13 protein-coding genes are annotated in these 18,608 nt (G+C 57.1%); 2 read left to right on the forward strand and 11 right to left on the reverse strand.

Annotated features, from left to right (window positions below; all coding sequences use genetic code 11):
• Positions 1-29: 29 nt before the first annotated feature.
• The 6 genes from EQG79_RS06175 to EQG79_RS06200 form a co-directional block, all read right to left on the reverse strand.
• Entirely contained in the window at positions 30-1,463 is a 1,434-nt protein-coding gene (locus EQG79_RS06175) for a TolC family protein (protein WP_129600653.1), read from the reverse strand.
• Positions 1,456-4,659 carry an efflux RND transporter permease subunit gene (locus EQG79_RS06180; RefSeq protein WP_129600655.1) on the reverse strand — a complete coding sequence of 1,068 codons (3,204 nt, stop codon included), beginning with the start codon at positions 4,657-4,659 and terminating at the stop codon, positions 1,456-1,458. Before EQG79_RS06180 ends, EQG79_RS06175 begins: the two co-directional genes overlap by 8 nt.
• Before the next feature lie 110 nt (positions 4,660-4,769).
• On the reverse strand, positions 4,770-5,852 hold the full coding sequence (locus EQG79_RS06185; protein WP_077924007.1) for an efflux RND transporter periplasmic adaptor subunit: 1,083 nt from the start codon (positions 5,850-5,852) through the stop codon (positions 4,770-4,772).
• Positions 5,853-5,921: 69 nt separating this feature from the next.
• Positions 5,922-6,212: a hypothetical protein gene (locus EQG79_RS06190; RefSeq protein WP_129600657.1), complete on the reverse strand. Its 291-nt coding sequence runs from the start codon at positions 6,210-6,212 to the stop codon at positions 5,922-5,924.
• 334 nt (positions 6,213-6,546) lie between these two features.
• Positions 6,547-7,902, reverse strand: a complete 1,356-nt coding sequence (locus tag EQG79_RS06195; RefSeq protein ID WP_129600659.1) for a sensor histidine kinase — start codon at positions 7,900-7,902, stop codon at positions 6,547-6,549.
• Positions 7,903-7,966: 64 nt separating this feature from the next.
• Entirely contained in the window at positions 7,967-8,638 is a 672-nt protein-coding gene (locus tag EQG79_RS06200) for a response regulator (protein ID WP_077924004.1), read from the reverse strand.
• 274 nt (positions 8,639-8,912) lie between these two features.
• On the opposite strand from EQG79_RS06200, the gene EQG79_RS06205 reads away from it, so the two are divergent.
• Positions 8,913-9,986: an NADH:flavin oxidoreductase/NADH oxidase gene (locus EQG79_RS06205; protein WP_129600663.1), complete on the forward strand. Its 1,074-nt coding sequence runs from the start codon at positions 8,913-8,915 to the stop codon at positions 9,984-9,986.
• Positions 9,987-9,994: 8 nt separating this feature from the next.
• A complete protein-coding gene (locus EQG79_RS06210; RefSeq protein ID WP_077924134.1) occupies positions 9,995-10,477 on the forward strand; it encodes an ankyrin repeat domain-containing protein in 483 nt (160 codons plus the stop codon).
• Positions 10,478-11,155: 678 nt separating this feature from the next.
• Here EQG79_RS06210 and EQG79_RS06215 read toward each other — a convergent pair.
• From EQG79_RS06215 to EQG79_RS06235, 5 genes are all read right to left on the reverse strand, one after another.
• A complete protein-coding gene (locus EQG79_RS06215; protein ID WP_129600667.1) occupies positions 11,156-14,071 on the reverse strand; it encodes a M16 family metallopeptidase in 2,916 nt (971 codons plus the stop codon).
• 80 nt (positions 14,072-14,151) lie between these two features.
• Entirely contained in the window at positions 14,152-14,868 is a 717-nt protein-coding gene (locus EQG79_RS06220; protein WP_129600669.1) for an SDR family oxidoreductase, read from the reverse strand.
• Positions 14,869-15,007: 139 nt separating this feature from the next.
• Positions 15,008-16,381 (reverse strand): glycoside hydrolase family 88/105 protein, encoded by a 1,374-nt coding sequence (locus EQG79_RS06225; RefSeq protein WP_129600673.1) that lies wholly within the window; start codon positions 16,379-16,381, stop codon positions 15,008-15,010.
• Between the two features lie 75 nt (positions 16,382-16,456).
• A complete protein-coding gene (locus EQG79_RS06230; RefSeq protein ID WP_129600676.1) occupies positions 16,457-17,347 on the reverse strand; it encodes an alpha/beta hydrolase in 891 nt (296 codons plus the stop codon).
• Positions 17,348-17,443: 96 nt separating this feature from the next.
• On the reverse strand, positions 17,444-18,445 hold the full coding sequence (locus EQG79_RS06235) for a ScyD/ScyE family protein (RefSeq protein WP_077923999.1): 1,002 nt from the start codon (positions 18,443-18,445) through the stop codon (positions 17,444-17,446).
• Positions 18,446-18,608 lie beyond the last annotated feature (163 nt).

Raw genomic sequence — 18,608 nt, forward strand, 5'->3', positions numbered from 1 at the left:
CACCGCCTGGGCCAGCCAGTAGAGGGCGTTTACTTCCAGCCCCCGCCCAATGCCCGGTAAATAGTCACCATGGCATTCATCTGCTGCATCTTGGTCTCAACGAGTTCGAAACGGGCCTGTACCGCATCGCGCTGGGTCAGCAGCACTTCCATATAATCGGCTCGGGCTGAGTTGAAGAGTGTAGTTGAAATATCGATCGATTGGGTAAGCGCCTGTACCTCCTTCGATTTCACCCCGTAGCTCTTCGCCAGGTTGCTGATGTTCGAAAGCTGGTTGGCCACCTCGATATACGCGTTCAGCACGGTTCGTTCGTAGTTGTAAACCGCCTGAATCTGCCGCGCGTTGGCGCTGTTATAGGTGGCGACAATCGCGTTTTTGTTGATCAGCGGAGCGGCCAGATCCCCCGCCAGCGACATGATTATCGACTCGGGCGTCTTCAGCAGGTAAGCCGGATTAAAAGCCTGATAGCCAATACCGGCCGAGATACCCAGCGATGGATAGAAACGGGCTTTGGCCACCTGAACATCCAGTTTACTGGCCGCCAGTTCCTGCTCGGCCCGCCGAACATCGGGCCGGTTTTCCAGCAGCTGCGACGGAATACCGACCCGTATGCTGTCGGGGACCAGGTCGTTGAACGTCGCCGAGTTTCGCACCACGGGCTGCGGGTACCGCCCAACCAGGAAGTTGATCCGGTTCTCTGTTTCCACGATCCGCTGCTGAAGGCCATATTGCAGGTTCTGGGTATTCAGCACCTGCGCTTCGAACCGGCGTACGGCCAGCTCGGTAACCCGGGTCGCTTCTTTCTGCAGCCGGACCGTCTTGAGCGCGTTGTTCTGAATCTCCATGTTCTGCCGGACAATAGCCAGCTGATTATCCAGCGCCATGAGTTCGTAATACGACGTGGCTATTTCGGAGATCAGGTTCGTGATGGTAAAGTTTCGGCCTTCAACGCTGGCCAGGTAGCGGTTCACAGCCGCCTTTTTCGCATTGCGCAGCTTATGCCATATATCTACCTCCCAGGTAGCCACGGCCCCCACCATGAAGTTGGGCAGCGGGTCCGGAATCTCTTTTCCCGGCTTGATCTCCGTCGTAGCCTCCGTTGCACCCAGCAGCGTATAGCGACCTACTTTATCGACACCGGCTCCACCCCGCAGCCCTACAAAAGGCAGGTATTCGCCCTGCCGGGCCCGAATCTCGTTCTGGGTAATCTGAATCTCCTGCAGGGTGATGTTCAGCTCCTGGTTGTTGGCCAGGGCCGTATCGATCAGGGATACCAGGTTGGGATCGGTAAAGAATTCGCGCCACCGCAGCCGGGCCGTGTTGGTCGAGTCCTGCGAGGTGTGGTAACTCACCGGAACTGTGCGGCTTTCAGTTCTGGTAACCAGAGCAGGCGTCTTGCAGGCAGTAAACGCTACCGACAGGCAGGCCACTACCAGGTAGATAGGCAGGCGTATTTTATACATGGTCAGGATTGTCTTCGGTTACAGGAAACGCATCTAACTGATGCACCAGGTTTTCGGTCAGCGGATCGTGTTCTTCATCCCTGATCATTTTCCGGCCGTCGGCCAGATGACCGAATATGTAGTACAGGCCCGGGATGATGATGACCCCGAAAATGGTTCCGAACAACATACCCCCCAGCGCCGACGCCCCGATGGTCCGGTTACCGATAGCCCCCGCACCGGAGGCCGTAATCAGTGGAATCAGCCCGGCTACGAAGGCAAACGAGGTCATCAGGATCGGGCGGAAACGAACCCTGGCGCCTTCGATGGCCGCGTTCAGAATCGTTTCGCCCTGCTGCCGCTTCTGCACCGCAAATTCGACGATCAAGACGGCGTTTTTACCCAGCAGACCCACCAGCATGATCAAACCGATCTGGGCGTAGATGTTGTTCTCCAGCCCCATCAGCTTCAGCACCAGGAACGAGCCGAATATTCCGACGGGCAGCGAAAACACAACGGCTAGCGGAATGATGAAGCTTTCGTACTGCGCGGCCAGCACCATGTAGACGAAGGCCAGTACGATCAGAAATACATACAGCGACTCGTTACCCCGGATCGACTCGTCGTACGAAAGCCCTTCGAACGCAATGTCGTAGCCTTTCGGCAGCGTTTTGGCCGCTACCTCCCGGATGGCCTGTATGGCTTCGGCGGTGGTGTAGCCTTTGGCCGGCAGGCCCTGAATGGCGGCCGAGTTATAGAGGTTGAACCGGGTAATCTCGTTCGGCCCCTGCCCTTTTTTCAGCTTCATGAAGGCCGAATACGGGACCATCTCGCCTTCGTCGTTCTTCACGAAGAGCTTCAGCAGATCGGACGGGAGCCGCCGGAAACTCGGATCGGACTGTACATAGACCTTGAAAAACTGGTTGAACTTGATAAAGCCCTGCTCGTAGGTACTACCGATCAATATGTTCAGGTTGTCCATCGCTTTACCGATCGACACGCCTTTCTGCATGGCCAGGTTATTGTCGATCTCCAGCTCATACTGCGGATAGTTGGCCGCGAAGAAGGTAAACAGGCCCGCCAGCTCTTTGCGCTTGCCCAGATCCTCCATGAACTGCTTGTTGATTTTATCGAATTCGCTGTAGTCCGTGTCGGTGTTCTTATCCAGCAGGCGCATCGAGAAACCGCCCGACGTGCCGAAGCCGGGAATGGCGGGTGGTTCGAAAAACTCGACGGTAGCGCCCAGGTTTTTCGATTTCTCTTCCAGCTCTTCCATGATCTCCTTCACGTTATGCTTGCGCTCCGACCAGGGTTTGAGGTTGATCAGACAGGTACCCGCGTTGGAGCCCCGCCCTTCGGTCATGATCTCGTAACCGGCCAGCGACGAGATCGACTCGATGCCCGGCACCTCTTCACAGAGCGCCTGAAGCTTTCTCGACACCTGGTTGGTTTTTTCCAGGGTAGAACCCGGGGGCGTCTGGATAATGGCGTAGATCGTGCTCTGGTCCTCGTTCGGAATAAAGCCGGCCGGCAGAATCTGGTTCTCATACGCAATGCCCAGACAGAAAGCCGCCAGAATCGCGAACGTAACGAACCGACGGCTGACAATGAGTCGCAGCAGGCCTACGTAGCGTCCGGTGAGTTTATCGAACCCCCGGTTGAAGCTGTCGAGCGCGCGGGTCAGCGGATTTTTCCGGCGGGCGTGTCCGTGGTGGTTCTTGAGCAGCATGGCGCAGAGCACGGGCGTCAGCGTCAGGGCGATCAGGGCCGAAATCACGATGGAACTGGCCATGGTGATCGAAAACTGCCGGTAAAACGTACCGACCGGCCCCGTCATGAACGAGATGGGCAGGAATACCGATACCATCACCAGCGTAATGGCGATAATAGCCCCGCTGATCTCGCCCAGCACTTTTCTGACCGCCCCGAACGGCGACAGATAGGGCTCTTCTTCCATCTTGGCGTGCACAGCCTCTACCACCACAATGGCGTCATCGACCACGATACCGATGGCCAGCACCAGCGCAAAGAGCGTAATGAGGTTGATGGAAAGCCCGAACGCCTGAATGACGAAAAACGCCCCGATCAGCGACACCGGAACCGCCAGGATTGGTATCAGCGTCGACCGCCAGTCGCCCAGGAAGATAAACACGACCAGGGCCACCAGCAGGAAGGCGTCGCGCAGGGTATCGATAACCTGTTCGATCGACGCGTCCAGAAACTGCGATACGTCATAGCTGATTTTATAGTCGACCCCCGGCGGAAACGAGGCCTTCATGACCTCGAGCTTGGCTTTTACTTCCTCGATCACGTCGCTGGCGTTACTACCATAGTTCTGCCGCAACACGATAGCGGCCGACGCATGTCCATCCAGGTTCGAATAGATGTCGAAGAATTCGCTCCCCAGCTCGACCCGGGCTATATCGCGCAGGTGTATACTTTCGCCGGCCGAATTGGCGCGGATAATAATACCCTCATACTCTTCGGGTTTGTTGTATCGCCCTTTGTAGGTAAGCACGTACTCGAGCGACTGAGCCGCTATGCCGGAGCTTTGCCCGATCCGGCCGGGCCGGCCAATGATGCTCTGTTCGCCCAGGGCCTTCATCACTTCTTCGGTAGAGATGTTGTAGGCCCGCATGCGCTCGGGGTTCAGCCAGACGCGCATGGCGTACCGCCGGCTTCCCAGAATCTGCGCCCTGGCTACCCCTTTGGTCCGCTGAATTTCAGGGATCATCTTAACGGTAGCGTAGTTGAACAGGAATTTTTCGTCGATGCTCTTATCTTTCGAGTAGAGGTTGACGTACATCAGCATACTGGGCTGGATGGGCGTGATGATGACCCCCTCCCGCTGAACCAGTTCGGGCAGCAGCGGCATCACCTGGTCAACCCGGGTTTTGACCCGGATAACGGCATCGTTCGGGTCCGTACCCGGCTCAAAAATAATCCGGAGCGTGGCCTCACCGGCGCTGGTTGCATCGGTAGCGATGTACCGCATATCCTGCACCCCGTTGATAGCCTGCTCGAGGGTAATGAGCGTCGATTTCACCAGCACATCAGCACTGGCGCCGGGATAGGCGATAAAGATGTTTACGGTTGTTGGGGCGATATCCGGAAATTGGGAGATCGGCAGTTTCTTGATAGCCAGTACACCGATAAAGACGATCATGACCGAAATCACAATGGCGAATACGGGCCGGCGAATGAATTTGCTAAACATATGCTGGTTTGAATGACTACTAAATAATGAACAGGACACAACAGACCCGTAAGCCGCTATCAGTCAGCCGACAGCAGCCACTCGTTATGTCTTTCACATGGTACATTCTCTTATTCGGCGTACAGGCTCAAATGAGCGATAACAGCGGCAGGCTGCTCGAATTTGTATTGTATTTTCTCGTTCTCTTTCACCTGGCGCAAGCCTTCCAGCAGGATTTTGTCGGTTTTGGTCAGACCCGACCGAACCACAAAAATGTGCGGCATCTCGGCGGCTACGGTGATTTCCCGCGACCGGATCACGTTGTCTTTGTCGACCACGTAGACGTACTTCTTGTCGAGCACTTCGAAGGTTGCTTTCTGCGGAATAATGAGGGCGTGTTTGAGCGGTAGGGTCATCTGAACCGTACCCGTTTCACCATGTCGCAGCAGCCCTTTCGGGTTGGGGAAGGTGGCCCGGAACGCAATGTTGCCGGTTTCGTTGTTGAAGTCGGCCTCGATGGTTTCGACTTTACCCGAGAACGGAAACAACTGGTTGTTGGCCATCAGCAGGTGTACGTTCGTCAGATCGCCCGACTGCGCTTTGGTCCGGTAATCGAGGTATTCGGCTTCCGGCACGTTGAAATAGACCCACATCCGGCTGTTGTCCGACAGCGTCGTCAGCAAGTCGCCTTCATCGACCAGGCTACCCTGACGTACGTGAAAGTGGTCCATTATGCCGGAAAAGGGCGCTTTGATTTTCGTGAATCCCAGGTGCGTCTGGGCCAGCGACACCTCGGCTTTGGCCTTGTCCAGTTTGGCATTGGCCATCGACAGTTCGTTGGGCGCTACGATTTTGTTGTCGGCCAGTTTTTTGGTGTTCTGGTATTCGATAGTGGCGAAGTTGGCCTCGGCTTCGGCCTTCTGCAGCTCGGCTTCGTACAGCTTGGGCATAATCTGAAACATCATCTGCCCCTGGTGCACATACTGCCCTTCATCAACGAAAATGTTCTGAATATAGCCCCGCTGCTGCGCCCGCATCTCAATGTGGCGGATGGCCTGTATCTGCGATACGTACTCTTTGGTGATCGTCGTATCGCTCACCAGCGGACTGGTAACCTGATACCTGACCGCTTCCTCTTTCTTTTCTTCTTCTTTTGTACAGCCCGTGCAGCACCAAACGGCAGACAGGCTCACAAGCATCAGGATTTTTTTCATACAGGTTGTATGGTTTACACAAAACGTTTTGGATAGGGGTGTATGGGGGGGTATTCTCGGTTAAGAACGCTAATCGGACGGCTGGCGCTGGGCGCTGACCATCTGCTGCGGAGGGGCGTTGGGCGCTTGCTCTAACTGATGAATCAGGCTGTCTTTGTGCTCATTAGCGCGTTTGCAGTCTGACAGCTGCTGCTGCCAGACCAGCAGATCGACGGGATGCACGGCGCTGCCCGCATCATAGTCGGCCAGCCGTGGCGGGCGACTTTTTTCATGCAACAGAAATCCGTTGAACACCAGCGAAAGAGCCAGTGCTAACCCGAAGCTGTAAAGCAAAATCGATGGAGAATGCCGACGCTGCATGACTCGTGTCCGTGTTAGATTGACACAAAGCAAGCACCACCACATTAGAACGGTGTGAGAAGGAAATTAGAAGATATTAGAATAGTATAATGGGTAATTATTCTAGAGCCCCGAACAGCTGCTCAGGTTATAAATTATTATATTTTTTAACCTATAAAGTCAAGTTAAGATAGTTAGTTTCTTACGGGTTTTATCACCAACGGGTGAGGTATAAACGTAGTCTGTTCAGTAAGGACTACGGATCATGTGTAGCTAACAAACTAATTTACAGTCAGTCGGTAACCGCACCCATCACCAAAACTACAACGATGGATGGTCGAGCCACTGTGGTAGCCTACGCCTGGGCTGGCAGACGAATGGTAACCGAGGTGCCTTCGTTGACGCGGGAGCTGATCTGAATACTGCCCTGGTGCAGCTCCATAATTTTTTGGGTTACGGCCAGTCCAATGCCATAGCCAGGCACGCCCTCTACGTTTTTGCCGCGGTACAGCGGGTCCAGGATATGAGCCGTGTCGGTTTCGGCGATGCCCCGCCCCTGGTCGGTTATGGTGACGACAATTTCTTCGTTCAGCGACTGCAACTGCACCGAAACGGCTTCGCCGGAGTACTTACAGGCGTTGTCCAGTACGTTCAGGAAGGCCGTTGTCAACAGCGTGGCATTGCCTTTTACGGTCATCGAGGCTTCGTCGGCGGTAGTGAATCGAAGCGGCAGGCTGCGGCCCGGGTACTTGGTCTGCACCTGGCCGATGGCCGTCAGCAGACAGTCGTCTACCTGAACAGACGTCAGGGCCACCGTTCCGTCAGTCACCTTGGCCAGACCCAGTAGTCCGTTGGTCAGCAGGATGAGTTTCTTCAGCTCGTCGACGGCTACTTCCATACTGTCGCGCCAATCGTCGGGGTTCTGGTCGTAACGGAGGGAGGTTTCCAGCGTACCCAGGGTGTTGGTGAGCGGAGTTCGCAGTTCGTGTGACGCGTGCGAAACGAAGCTGCGCTGCGACACAAACGCATCTTCCAGCCGGAACAGCATCTGGTTAAACGTCATGGCAAGCTGGGCAATTTCGTCGCGCCGGTTGCCTTCCTGTACGCGCTTGTGGAGGTGCGTAGCGGTTATCTGCTCCACTTCGTCCACGATCTGGGAGATAGGTTTCAGCACCCGGCCCGAAAAATACCAGCCCGCCAGCACGATCAGCGCAAACCCCAGCAGATTGGCCAGCATCAGAATCTGTTGGAGCGTACCCAGCTTGGCAAAGCCGATGCGGTCGTAGCCCGACGCAAAAATATAGAACAGCTGCCCCCGGTCCCGATACGGAATCAGGATAGACTCCAGCCGACCGCTCTTGAATTCGAAGGGAACGTTGGAGGTCAACTGGTCAATCTGGCCCTTGTAGTAATCTGACCCCTTTAGATTCCGGTTGGTAAATACCAGGTTCCGGCGGCTGTCGTAAATGCTGAGCTGCTCGTCTACGATGGTGAGCAGGTCGGTGCGCACCATGTTTTCGAAGAAGTCGTCGTGCAGATGCCGGCGCGAAATCAGCACCCGGCCTGTTACCCGCGCCTTTCCTTCCAGCTTATTGTAAAACTCCTCCTGCCGGTACAGCGAATAGAAGTACCAGACCAGCAACGACAGGGTAATCTGGATGGCGGTGGCCAGTAGGGTAAAGCTGATCGTCAGTCGGTTCCGGATGAGCATGGAGGTAGTTGGGCAATGGGCAGGTCTGTGTTACGGCATACGTGTCATCACCTGTCGGCCGCCATCAGTCTTCCCGGAGAACATAGCCCATACCCACAATGGTATGCAGCAGGCGGGGCGAAAAATCTTTGTCTATCTTCTTCCGCAGATAACTGATGTACACGTCGATAACATTGGTGTTGCTATCAAAATTCAGATTCCAGACGCGCTCGCTGATATCGACCCGCGAAATGATCTTTCCTTTGTTGAGCATCAGGTACTCCATCAGGGCGTATTCGCGGGTGGTCAGGTCGATCCGTTTGCCGGCGCGCGTAACGGTTTTGGTATCCAGGTTCAGTTCGAGGTCGGCCAGCCGCAGCACTTGCTTGGGTTTGGGGCCGTTTCGGCGAGTCAGCGCCCTGAGCCGCAGCAGCAGCTCCTGAAACTCGAACGGTTTGGCCAGATAGTCATCGGCTCCGGCGTTGAACCCATCGGCTTTATCGGCCAGGCTATCCAGCGCAGTCAGCATCAGTACGGGTACGGCCTCGTTTTCGGTCCGGATCAGCCGACAGAGTTCAAACCCGTTGATCTGCGGCAGGTTGACGTCCAGGATGATGATATCGTAACTATCCTTGCGAAAGAGCGACAGGCCGGTTCGCCCGTCAAAAGCCACGTCGACGTCGTAGCCCTCGGCCGATATGCCTTTGCGGATAAACGAAACCACCCGCTCCTCGTCTTCAACCAAAAGGATTCTCATGAACGTTATTCATTGAGCCGCACAGGACCCGGTTGTTGCTGGCAACGGCTTCTCGTACAGACACGGCAAAGATACCAGTAGATTCATTCATATCCGGCGTGTATAATCCGCGCCAACGCCCCCTCCACGGCTTTATTCAGGGCTGATCGCCCACGACGCGCAGCCGGACTGACAATCAGCCCGGATGAGTTGTGTTATTCGGCGAAAGTTCTGGTATTCCGGTGAAATTAGTGGCTTGGCTAAACCAGGGCTTGCCGACTTGCGTTGGGTACGTATGTCTATTCTCCTTTCTCCCCTGCAACTCCGCAGCATTCGGCTCCGGAACCGGATCGTTGTCTCGCCCATGTGCCAGTATTCGAGCGTCGATGGGTTTGCCGACGACTGGCACCTGGTACACCTCGGCAGCCGGGCCGTGGGCGGGGCGGGTCTGATCATTACCGAAGCCGCGGCCATATCACCCGAAGGCCGCATCAGTCCCGACGATCTCGGCATCTGGTCCGACGACCACATACCTGCCCTGCAACGAATCACCCGTTTCATCAGCCAGCAGGGTGCGGTAGCCGGTATTCAGCTGGCCCACGCCGGTCGGAAGGCCAGCCATCGCCGACCCTGGGACGGCGGTACAGCCATTGCGCCCACGGAGCCACGCGGCTGGCAGACCGTAGCGCCCAGCGCCCTTCCGTTCAACAACGGCGAGCCCGAACCGACAGCCCTCGATGCCGCCGGTATCGAAACCGTACTGGCCGACTTCCAGGCCGCCACCGAGCGAGCGCTCAGGGCGGGTTTTCAGGTCGTTGAAGTACACGCGGCCCACGGGTATCTGCTTCATCAGTTTCTATCGCCGTTGAGTAACCAGCGGACCGACCACTACGGCGGCTCGTTCGAGAACCGGATTCGCCTGCTGGTTGAAGTCATCGGGCGCGTTGGGGCGGTCTGGCCGGCTGAGCTGCCTTTGCTGGTTCGTATCTCGGCAACCGACTGGACCGAGGGCGGCTGGACACCCGACGATTCGGTAGCGCTGGCGGCCGTGCTGAAACAACTCGACGTCGACCTAATCGACTGCTCAACGGGTGGTAACGTGCCGCGCGCATCGATTCCGACCGGGCCGGGCTATCAGGTATCGTTTGCCGACCGGGTCCGGAACGAGTCGGGTATACCGACCGGCGCCGTCGGGCTGATTACCTCGCCCGAGCAGGCAGAAGCCATTCTGGCCAGCGAACAGGCGGATTTGATTTTACTGGCCCGCGAGTTTCTGCGCGATCCTTATTTTCCACTTCATGCCGCCCATGCCCTGGGCGACGACATGCCCTGGCCCGTGCAGTACGAACGGGCTAAACCAAGACAGTAATCGTTATGATGACATTTGCATCCAACCAACCCGAAGATCTATTTTTCGATGCCGCCCGCCGGGGCGATGTGGCTTACCTGCGCGAACAGATCAGCGCGGGCTTCGACGTTAACCAGCAGAACGGCAAAGGTTTTACGCCCCTGACCATTGCGGCCTACGACGGACAAGTCGAAGCTACCCAGCTTCTGCTCAACGCCGGGGCCGATCCCAATATACAGGACGTGAGCGGCAACACGGCGCTGATGGGCGTAAGCTTCAAAGGCTACGCCAACATTGCTCAACTGCTGATAGCGGGTGGTGCCGATCTGAACCTACAGAATGGCAACCAGGGTACCGCGCTGATGTTTGCCACGATGTTTGGGCGCAATGCGCTGGTAAAGCTGCTGCTCGACGCGGGTGCCGACATCACCATCCGCGACGTCCGCGGCCACACGGCGCGCGACCTGGCCATTCAGCAGGGCAACGAAGAAGCCCTGGCCTTGCTGGGTTAAGGATTCATCGGCATCAATGCGGGTCCGAAAACAGGGCCATCGGCATGAATGCCGATGCTAGTCATGGATCGCCCGGGAAAGGACCCGGACCGGGGACGGATCATGCATAGGCCCGGCATTCATGCCGGGATACCAATGCGAATCGGATTCATCGGCATCAATGCCGATGCAATCCATGGGTCGTCCGGGGCGGGGTCTGAACCGGGGCGGATCATGCATAGGCCCGGCATTCATGCCGGGATATCAATGCGGGGCCGGAAACAGGGTCATCGGCATTCATGCCGATGCAATTCATGGGTCGCCCGGGAAAGGACCCGGACCGGGGACGATCTATGAATAGGCCCGGCATTCATGCCGGGATATCAATGCGAATCGGATTCATCGGCATCAATGCCGATGCAATCCATGGGTCGCCCTGAGCAGGATCCGGACTGGAGACGATCATGCATAGGCCCGGCATTCATGCCGGGATACCAATGCGAATCGGATTCATCGGCATCAATGCCGATGCAATCCATGGGTCGTCCGGGGCGGGATCCGGACTGGAGACGAATCATGAATAGGCCCGGCATTCATGCCGGGATATCAATACGGGCATACATACCGACATACAAATCCCGCGAGGCTGGCCGTTCATCAGGAGCGGAAGCCTCGCGGGAGTAAAGGGTATTGGTTTGCTTAGTTGCCTTTCTTTTTGTCGGCTGGCGGAGTCGATGACCCCATTTTGGCGGGGGCACTGGCCGGAGCGGTAGCGGTTACGATGGGTTCGCCTTCTTTGTCGAGTTCAACCAGTTCGTAGCCGAGCTTCGCCAGACCGGGCTTGATCAGCTCTTTATTGCCGACCACCGTAATGATCATGTTGTTGACCGGCAACCGTTTCTTCGCAATGGCGTCGATCTGCGCTTTGGTGATGTTACGCAGGATCTCGCTTTGCTGCTCGACGTAGTTGCGGGGCAGGTCGTAGTCGATGATCCGGCTCAGGAAATACGCTTTCTGGAGCGATGTCTCGTACCGCAGCGCGTCGACCTGGCCGAGCGAGCTTTTCACGAAGGTCAGCTCCTGGTCGGTAATGCCCGTCTTGCCGTAGTTGGTGATCTCTTTGATGAATTCAACCACCGAGCTATCGGTAGCGGCCGCTTTCACCCCCGCCTGTGCCGTAAACGGACCCGGCGTTTTGGTACTCGAGAAGCCCGATCGAGCCCCGTAGGTCCAGCCTTTATCTTCGCGCAGGTTCATGTTGATCCGGCTGCTGAACGCACCGCCCAGCATGTAGTTGGCCAGGCTCGTCTTGTAATACTCACCCGTCGCGTCGTAAGGCATGTCGGTCAAATATCCGACCCGAATCTCCGACTGAGCCGCCCGTTCCTTGTCGATCAGGTAGATCCGGGTTTTGTCGATTTTACGGCTGACGGCGGTTTTCGGCATGGCGACGGGCTTGGCCGCCCATTTGTTCAGGAACGCCAGCTTCGGCATCACCCCCGTCTGCTCGACATCGCCCACGATGATCAGGTTCGTCACCGACGGCGACAGGTACTTCTGGTAAAACGCCTTCACGTCGTCGAGTGTAATGGCCTCAACCGTTTTGGCCGTCCCGCTTACGGGCACCGACCGGATGTTGGATGCGCCATAGAGCAGTTTGTTGTAAGCCTTGTTGGCAATCACAACCGGCTGGGTGCTCTGGTTGGCAATCAGCTCCAGCTGCTGCTTCTTGAGCCGGTCAAAATCGTCGGCGGCAAACTTGGGCCGGAATAGTTTCTCTTCGACCAGCGCCAGGGTCGAGTCCAGATTTTTGGTCAGCGACTCGACCGATACGCTGATATCTTCGGTGCTGGCCCGGATGTCGATACTGGCGCCCAGCTTTTCGAGTTTGGTATTCAGCTCTTCGTTCGAGAACCGTTCGGTAGCCTCGTTCATCAACGCGGCTGTCAGTTGCGCAATACCGGCTTTCGATGGGTCATTGGCCGACAGCAGGTGACCGCCTTTAATGGTGAACAGCATCGTTACGGACGGAATCTCGTCGTTGCGCGTTCCGATCACTTTCAGGCCGTTGGGCAGTTTATCGGTCCAGAAGGGCGGCACTTTCAGCGCCGGGTTGGCGCCGGGGCCGGGTTTCACGCTCCGGTCGAAGCTATCTTTCGCTTTGGCGTAGGTCAGCGATTTGTAGCCGTAATCGGGTGCCTGATAGCCAGCCGTCGAGATCGTATAGTTGTCGGGTTTGGCCACAATATCGGCTTTGCCTTTCGGATATACCGTCAGCAGCACCGCATTCTTACCTTTCACGTACTGGTTATACACCCGCATCACGTCGGCTTTGGTAACCTCGCGGTAGCGTTTGAACTCCTGCGGCAGGTAGTTGGGCGTACCCAGATACGTCTGGAAAGCGGCCAGCTGCGACACCTTGCCCGACACGCTCGACAGGCCGTCGATAAGCTGGGCCTCGCGGGTAGCGGTGAACTGCGCAATGTCATCGTCGGTAACGCCCCGGCGCTCAAACTCGGCCAGTGTCCGCCGAACGATGGCTTCGGTACTATCGAGCCGTTTGTCGGGAAAAGGCAGGATCGTCATCGTCAGCTGACCCGCCAGTTCGGTAGCCGGATGGCCGGCGTTGGCCTGCACCGCCAGCTGCGGCTTCACCAGGTTTTTATAGAACAGGGAGTTTTTACCACCGCCCAGAATTTCGGCCAGCGCGTCGAGCGGAGCTTCGTCGGGGTGGTAGTTCGGCACCGTCGGGAAAACGATCTGCAGCATCGGGAAACGTACATTGTCCTCGTACGAAACATACCGATCTTTGTCCAGGACGGGCGTAGGCACCTTGGTTTTGGTCACTTCAGGACCACGCGGGATGGAGCCGAAATATTTCTCGGCCATAGCCACGACCTGTTTGGGCGTTACGTCACCGCCTACCGTCAGTACTGCGTTGTTGGGTCCGTACCAGCGCAGGAAGAAGTTTTTAAGATCGTTAACGTCGACCCGGTTCAGGTCTTCGATGTAGCCGATGGTCAGCCACGAGTACGGGTGGCCGTAAGGAAAGAGGTTTTTAGCCACGTATTCGCTGGCCAGGCCGTAGGGCCGGTTGTCGTAGTTCTGGCCCCGTTCGTTCTTGACGGTAGCCCGCTGAATCTCGAATTTTTTCTGGGTAACGGCATCCAGCAAAAAACCCATGCGGTCGGCTTCGAGCCAGAGCGCGCGTTCCAGCTGGTTGCTGGGCAGGGTTTCGTAGTAATTGGTCCGGTCGCGGTTGGTCGATCCGTTGAGCGTTCCGCCCGACTCGGTAACAATTTTGAAGTGTTCGTCATCGGCTACGTGGTCGGAGCCCTGAAACATCATGTGTTCGAAGAAGTGCGCAAAGCCCGACTTGCCGATCTCCTCGCGGGCCGACCCTACGTGGTAGGTAACGTCGACATGGACGATTGGGTCAGAATGGTCTTCGTGGACAACCACCGTCAGCCCGTTGGGCAGCACGTACTTTTCGTACGGAATCAGGAGTTCCTTTCCCTGCCGGGTGACTTTCTCCACGAGTTTCGTTTGCGCACTGGCTGGGTCGGTCATTAACCCAGCCAGCAGCAACGAAAGGTAAACTGTAGCTTTTTTCATGTAGAGTACTAACAGAAGTAAGCTTCTAATTTACATAGAGAAGTCAACTCGTTAGGTACTCCTGGCTATTTTTTTGTCACTTATTTGCCACCCGGTCGGGATGGGCGTACTTCTACCTTGCTGGGCAGCGTGCGGGGATGCATTTTCAGCAGATCATAGACGATGTTGCCGATATCTTCGGGCTGTATTTTCCAGGCGTCGGCATCGCTGGGCTGGTGGTCGGCAAACTCCGTGGCTACCGAACCGGGCATAATGGTCGACACCTTGATGCCTTCTCCGCGCAGATCGAGCATGATGGCTTGCGTAAAGCCCACCAGCCCGAATTTGCTGGCGTTATAGGCCGATCCTTTCTCGAAGAAATTGGCCCCGGCCAGGCTGGCAATCGAGATAAAGTAGCCCTGGGTCTTTTTCAGTTCAGCAATGGTGGCCTTGGCAGTGTTGAAGACGCCGGTCAAGTTGATATCGATGGTTTCGCGCCACTGGTCGGGCGTCAGCTCCTGAATCGGCGCAAAATGCCCTACGCCCGCGTTGGCAATGACGTAATCGAGTCGCTCCCACTGCTGAACGATCGTGTCGACCGCGCGCTGCTGCGACGCCAGGTCACGCACGTCGGCTGCCAGTCCCAGCGCGTGGCCGGGCCTGATCTCGTTCAGTTTGGCCGCTGCCAGCTCGGCCGCCACCGACGACCGGCTTGTGATGGCCACCTTGATGCCCTGTTTGATGAGTACTTCGGCCACGCCGTACCCAATACCTTTTGAACCACCCGTAATCAGCGCGGTTCTGATGTGATCTGCCATGAACTATAGAATCGAAATAATGAAAACTGTCTGTGCCGATAACCGCGTATCAAGGCCGAAGGTTTTACCGGAAAAGCCCGGCCCCGCACCGCTGACAACCGCTCGACCCACACCCGCGGGAAACATGACCCGGTCTGCCCTACCGCTTTTGCGTCAGCTGCAGCGAGCTGTCGTTGATCTCGAACTGCTGCTTTTTCAGGAGATGAATCACCTCCGCGCCGGCCAGCAGCACCGGGCCGTAGCCGTGGGCCGCGTACAGGTTGATCGGCCGGTGGTAATAAAACGCCGGATCGAAGCCCATACCCGTACCGACGCAGGTTCCCGCCACCTGCCCTTGTTCCGTCACTTTGGTCGCCACGGCGTTCCAGCCCAGCAGAACGGCCGGTGCGTAGGCCAGCGGGTCGATCCAGCCCCGGTTGATAGCCCGGGCCATCGAGTACACATAGATTGCCGTAGCCGAGGTTTCCAGATACGAGTCGGTGCGGTCGAGCAGCTGGTGCCAGAACCCCGACCCCGACTGGCAGGCGGCCAGCCCCCGTACGTGGGTCCGCAGCAGGTCGAGCACAGCCGCCCGGCCCGGGTGGTTTTCGGGTAATACATCCAGCAGTTCAACCGCCGTCATGACCGCCCAGCCGTTGGCCCGCGCCCAGTGAAACTCCGGGTGAACGCTCATGCCTTCGACCCAGCCGTGCATGTAAAGTCCTTTCTGACGGTTGAACATCCGATTTGAGAATTGCAGAACCTGCTTTACGGCTTCGTCGTAGTAGGCTCCGTTGCCCGTCAGCTTCCCCATCTGCGCCAGGGCCGGCACGCTCATGAACAGATCGTCGAGCCAGAGGGTGTTGGGTTGTGGGCGATTACGGGCCAGGGTTCCGTCGGCCAGGCGGTGTTCTCTGGTCTGGATATACGACAGATAGGTGTCGATCTGCGGGCGCAGGTCAGCTTTGACGCGACCGGTTCGGGTGGCTTTGATCATGGCCGCGGCCATGGCGCCCGCATCGTCGAGGGCATGGGGTGCCAGCATGGGCCGCAGCGAGGTGTTGGCCTGCGGGTTAGCCCGCACCTGCTCGCGGAAGTACGGAATCAGGTTGACCAGAAACGCCAGCCGCTGGTTGGTATACTCGGCATAGCGCGGATCGCCGGTGGCTTCGGAAGCCAGCAGCATACCCGCGTAGGTAACGCCCCATTCGTAGCTGGTCAGCCGGAAATCGCCGGGTTTCAGCACCGCGTTGGGGTTGAACGTACCGAAGCTGGTAATGGGCTGGCTGGTCTGCTTGTCGATGACCTCCATCGGCGTCACACCGGCCAGGTAGGTATAGACCCGATCCAGCACCTTCGTTACGTCGGCAACGGCGGGCTGACCATACGGAACGGGATAATCGGGCTGGAGCAGATGCAGGGGCGTGGTCGAGTCGTTGGCTTTGGGCGGAGTCGACTGCCCCGACGACAGCGAAGCGGTAGCGGCCCAGCATACGGTCAGGGCAGCGCGAAGAAAAGCAGGAGAGATGGGCATAGAAGTGTCTGTACGGAAAACAGGTACGCTGCCGTCAAAAGACCCCGTCGGGCCGCGGCTACTGTGCCGCCCGCTCTACGGTTTAACTCCGACAAACCGAAGCAGACTCTGGTAGATCACGTTGTTTTTCCAGTACAGCTGCGTTACCATGCCTACGTGCTTCTTACCGGGCAGGGTAGTATACTCGTGTCGGATACCCAGCGCCTGCAGCCGCTCGTGAAACCGACGGCTGCTGCTGGTAATGCTCGGATACGTTTCGCCACCCACAAACAGCAGCATGGGCGGATTGCCAGCCCGGACGTGGTACATCGGCGACACCGCCCGCCAGAAGGCCGGGTCTTTACCGAACGGGATCAGGTACTGCTCGTCGTTGGGGTACTCCAGCTTCGTCAGGTAATCAAACATATCGAGACCGGCCGGGTCATCGAGAATGGCCCCTTTAACGGGATTTGTTGACCGGCCCAGTCCGGCAAACAGCTCATCCTTTACCGCCAGCAGAGCCGCCAGCCCGGCCCCGGCTGAGTGCCCCATGGTAAACAGCCGGTTCGGGTCGCCCCCGTAATCGGCAATGTGCCGCGCAGTCCAGTCGACGGCGCGGGCACAGTCGGCGGCCATATCGGGCACCCGAACGCCGGGCGAAAGCCGGTAGTTGATCACCACCGCCACTACCCCCTGTTTAGCCAGCCGCCTACCCACGAAACTGTACAGGTTTTTGCTGCCACTGTTCCAGCTTCCGCCGTGGATGAACACCACCACCGGCCGCAAAGTCGATGATGTTGTCCTCGGCGCATACACATCGAGCCGATGCCGGGCCGCATCGAAATCAGGGGCCGTTGCGGCCACATAAGCAACATCTTTGGTTCGGCGGCTGGCGCGGGCGGTAGCGTATTCGCTGGCGACGAGCAGCACCAGCGCCAGGGTAAGCAATAGCGCCGGCACCAGCCAGAGCAAACGGGGGATCAGCATAATCCGGTGGGAGTCAGTATACGATAACAGCCGCGCTTCTGTTGTAGAAACGCGGCTGTTGTACATACGCAGTCGGGCCCGTTTGGGTTCAACCCGCTAGTAAGTGATCTTCTGTATTTTGCCGTCGGCCAGGCTGTTGATGTAGTAGGTATTGGCCGCATTTCCCAGCTCGATATCGGTTGGCAGGTTCAGGCCTTCCAGCAACGTGGTGGCCTGTCCATTCACTGACCGAATCAGTTTTCCGGTTTTGGGCGTCAGCCCCTGGGGACCAAACTGGGCAATCTCCAGAATAAGCGGGTTCTGGTCGGGCGCAAACAGCACATCGACCAGGCTCGTGAAGCCATCCTGATAGAGCGATACGTTACCGGCCACATCGATCTGGAACACACGGGCTTTACCCACCGGAAATGGAAAACCCGACAGGGTGGAGACCAGGAACCGCTTGCCATCGAACGTAATACCGGTTGGTACCGCCTGGATGACAGGAGGTCCTACCTGTGTTGGATTGGGCAGACCCGGCAGCGTAGCAAAAACGCTCAGCGCCCCGTTTTTGGCCCGGCGGATGATGGCATTGGCACCCGCATCGGCAATGAACAGGTCGCCGTCGGGTCCGAACGTCAGGTTATAAAGGTTCGAATCTTCCGTATCGTCGGTGAACTTGTAATCGAGCACAAACTGACCGATGGCTTCGCTCTTCAGCGTGTTGAACGAAACCGGTGCGTCGCCGGGTTTGAACGACCCTACATTGGCGATGTACATTTTCTCATCGATGCCATGCAGGATATACAACATCCCGTCCTTGTACAGCAGGTGGTTGAGCCCATCGGGGGTATTTTCGGGGCTGATGCTAACACTAAACCCGGTAATGACGGGGTATTTCTGGCCGCCGGGCATGATAACGGATACCATACCGGCTGCCGTCTCGGCAACCCAGATACGCCCCTGATTGTCGGCCGACATTCCGATCGGGAAAGCCAGCTGGGTGGCTACATCATCGACCCGTAACCGGCTGGGGCCGCTGGGTACCAGGTGGTCCTGACAACTGTTGAGCAGAAGTAGTGTGCATACAGAAAGAGCAGCAAGTAATGAGGTACGCATACGTTTGGTTGTTTTTGGAAGGAAAAAAAGAAGATATGAGCGTAGAACAGCGATATTGAGAATACGGGCAAAAGTTAGAAACAGCTCATTGGCGCCCTTCTTTTTAGTTAGGCAGCGGTACAACGATTTATTAATAGGTAGTTTACTGATTACCAACAAATAG

The sequence above is a fragment of the Spirosoma sordidisoli genome (assembly GCF_004138325.1).
In the GTDB taxonomy this organism is placed as follows: Bacteria; Bacteroidota; Bacteroidia; order Cytophagales; family Spirosomataceae; genus Spirosoma; species Spirosoma sordidisoli.

What these genes read in the sequence shown, in the direction of transcription:
- EQG79_RS06190 (WP_129600657.1), bottom strand. Translation starts at nt 6,212, where the DNA reads ATGCAGCGTCGGCATTCTCCATCGATTTTGCTTTACAGCTTCGGGTTA.
- EQG79_RS06175 (WP_129600653.1), bottom strand. Translation starts at nt 1,463, where the DNA reads ATGTATAAAATACGCCTGCCTATCTACCTGGTAGTGGCCTGCCTGTCG.
- EQG79_RS06215 (WP_129600667.1), bottom strand. Translation starts at nt 14,071, where the DNA reads ATGAAAAAAGCTACAGTTTACCTTTCGTTGCTGCTGGCTGGGTTAATG.
- EQG79_RS06225 (WP_129600673.1), bottom strand. Translation starts at nt 16,381, where the DNA reads ATGCCCATCTCTCCTGCTTTTCTTCGCGCTGCCCTGACCGTATGCTGG.
- EQG79_RS06200 (WP_077924004.1), bottom strand. Translation starts at nt 8,638, where the DNA reads ATGAGAATCCTTTTGGTTGAAGACGAGGAGCGGGTGGTTTCGTTTATC.
- EQG79_RS06235 (WP_077923999.1), bottom strand. Translation starts at nt 18,445, where the DNA reads ATGCGTACCTCATTACTTGCTGCTCTTTCTGTATGCACACTACTTCTG.
- EQG79_RS06195 (WP_129600659.1), bottom strand. Translation starts at nt 7,902, where the DNA reads ATGCTCATCCGGAACCGACTGACGATCAGCTTTACCCTACTGGCCACC.
- EQG79_RS06210 (WP_077924134.1), top strand. Translation starts at nt 9,995, where the DNA reads ATGACATTTGCATCCAACCAACCCGAAGATCTATTTTTCGATGCCGCC.
- EQG79_RS06180 (WP_129600655.1), bottom strand. Translation starts at nt 4,659, where the DNA reads ATGTTTAGCAAATTCATTCGCCGGCCCGTATTCGCCATTGTGATTTCG.
- EQG79_RS06230 (WP_129600676.1), bottom strand. Translation starts at nt 17,347, where the DNA reads ATGCTGATCCCCCGTTTGCTCTGGCTGGTGCCGGCGCTATTGCTTACC.
- EQG79_RS06185 (WP_077924007.1), bottom strand. Translation starts at nt 5,852, where the DNA reads ATGAAAAAAATCCTGATGCTTGTGAGCCTGTCTGCCGTTTGGTGCTGC.
- EQG79_RS06205 (WP_129600663.1), top strand. Translation starts at nt 8,913, where the DNA reads ATGTCTATTCTCCTTTCTCCCCTGCAACTCCGCAGCATTCGGCTCCGG.
- EQG79_RS06220 (WP_129600669.1), bottom strand. Translation starts at nt 14,868, where the DNA reads ATGGCAGATCACATCAGAACCGCGCTGATTACGGGTGGTTCAAAAGGT.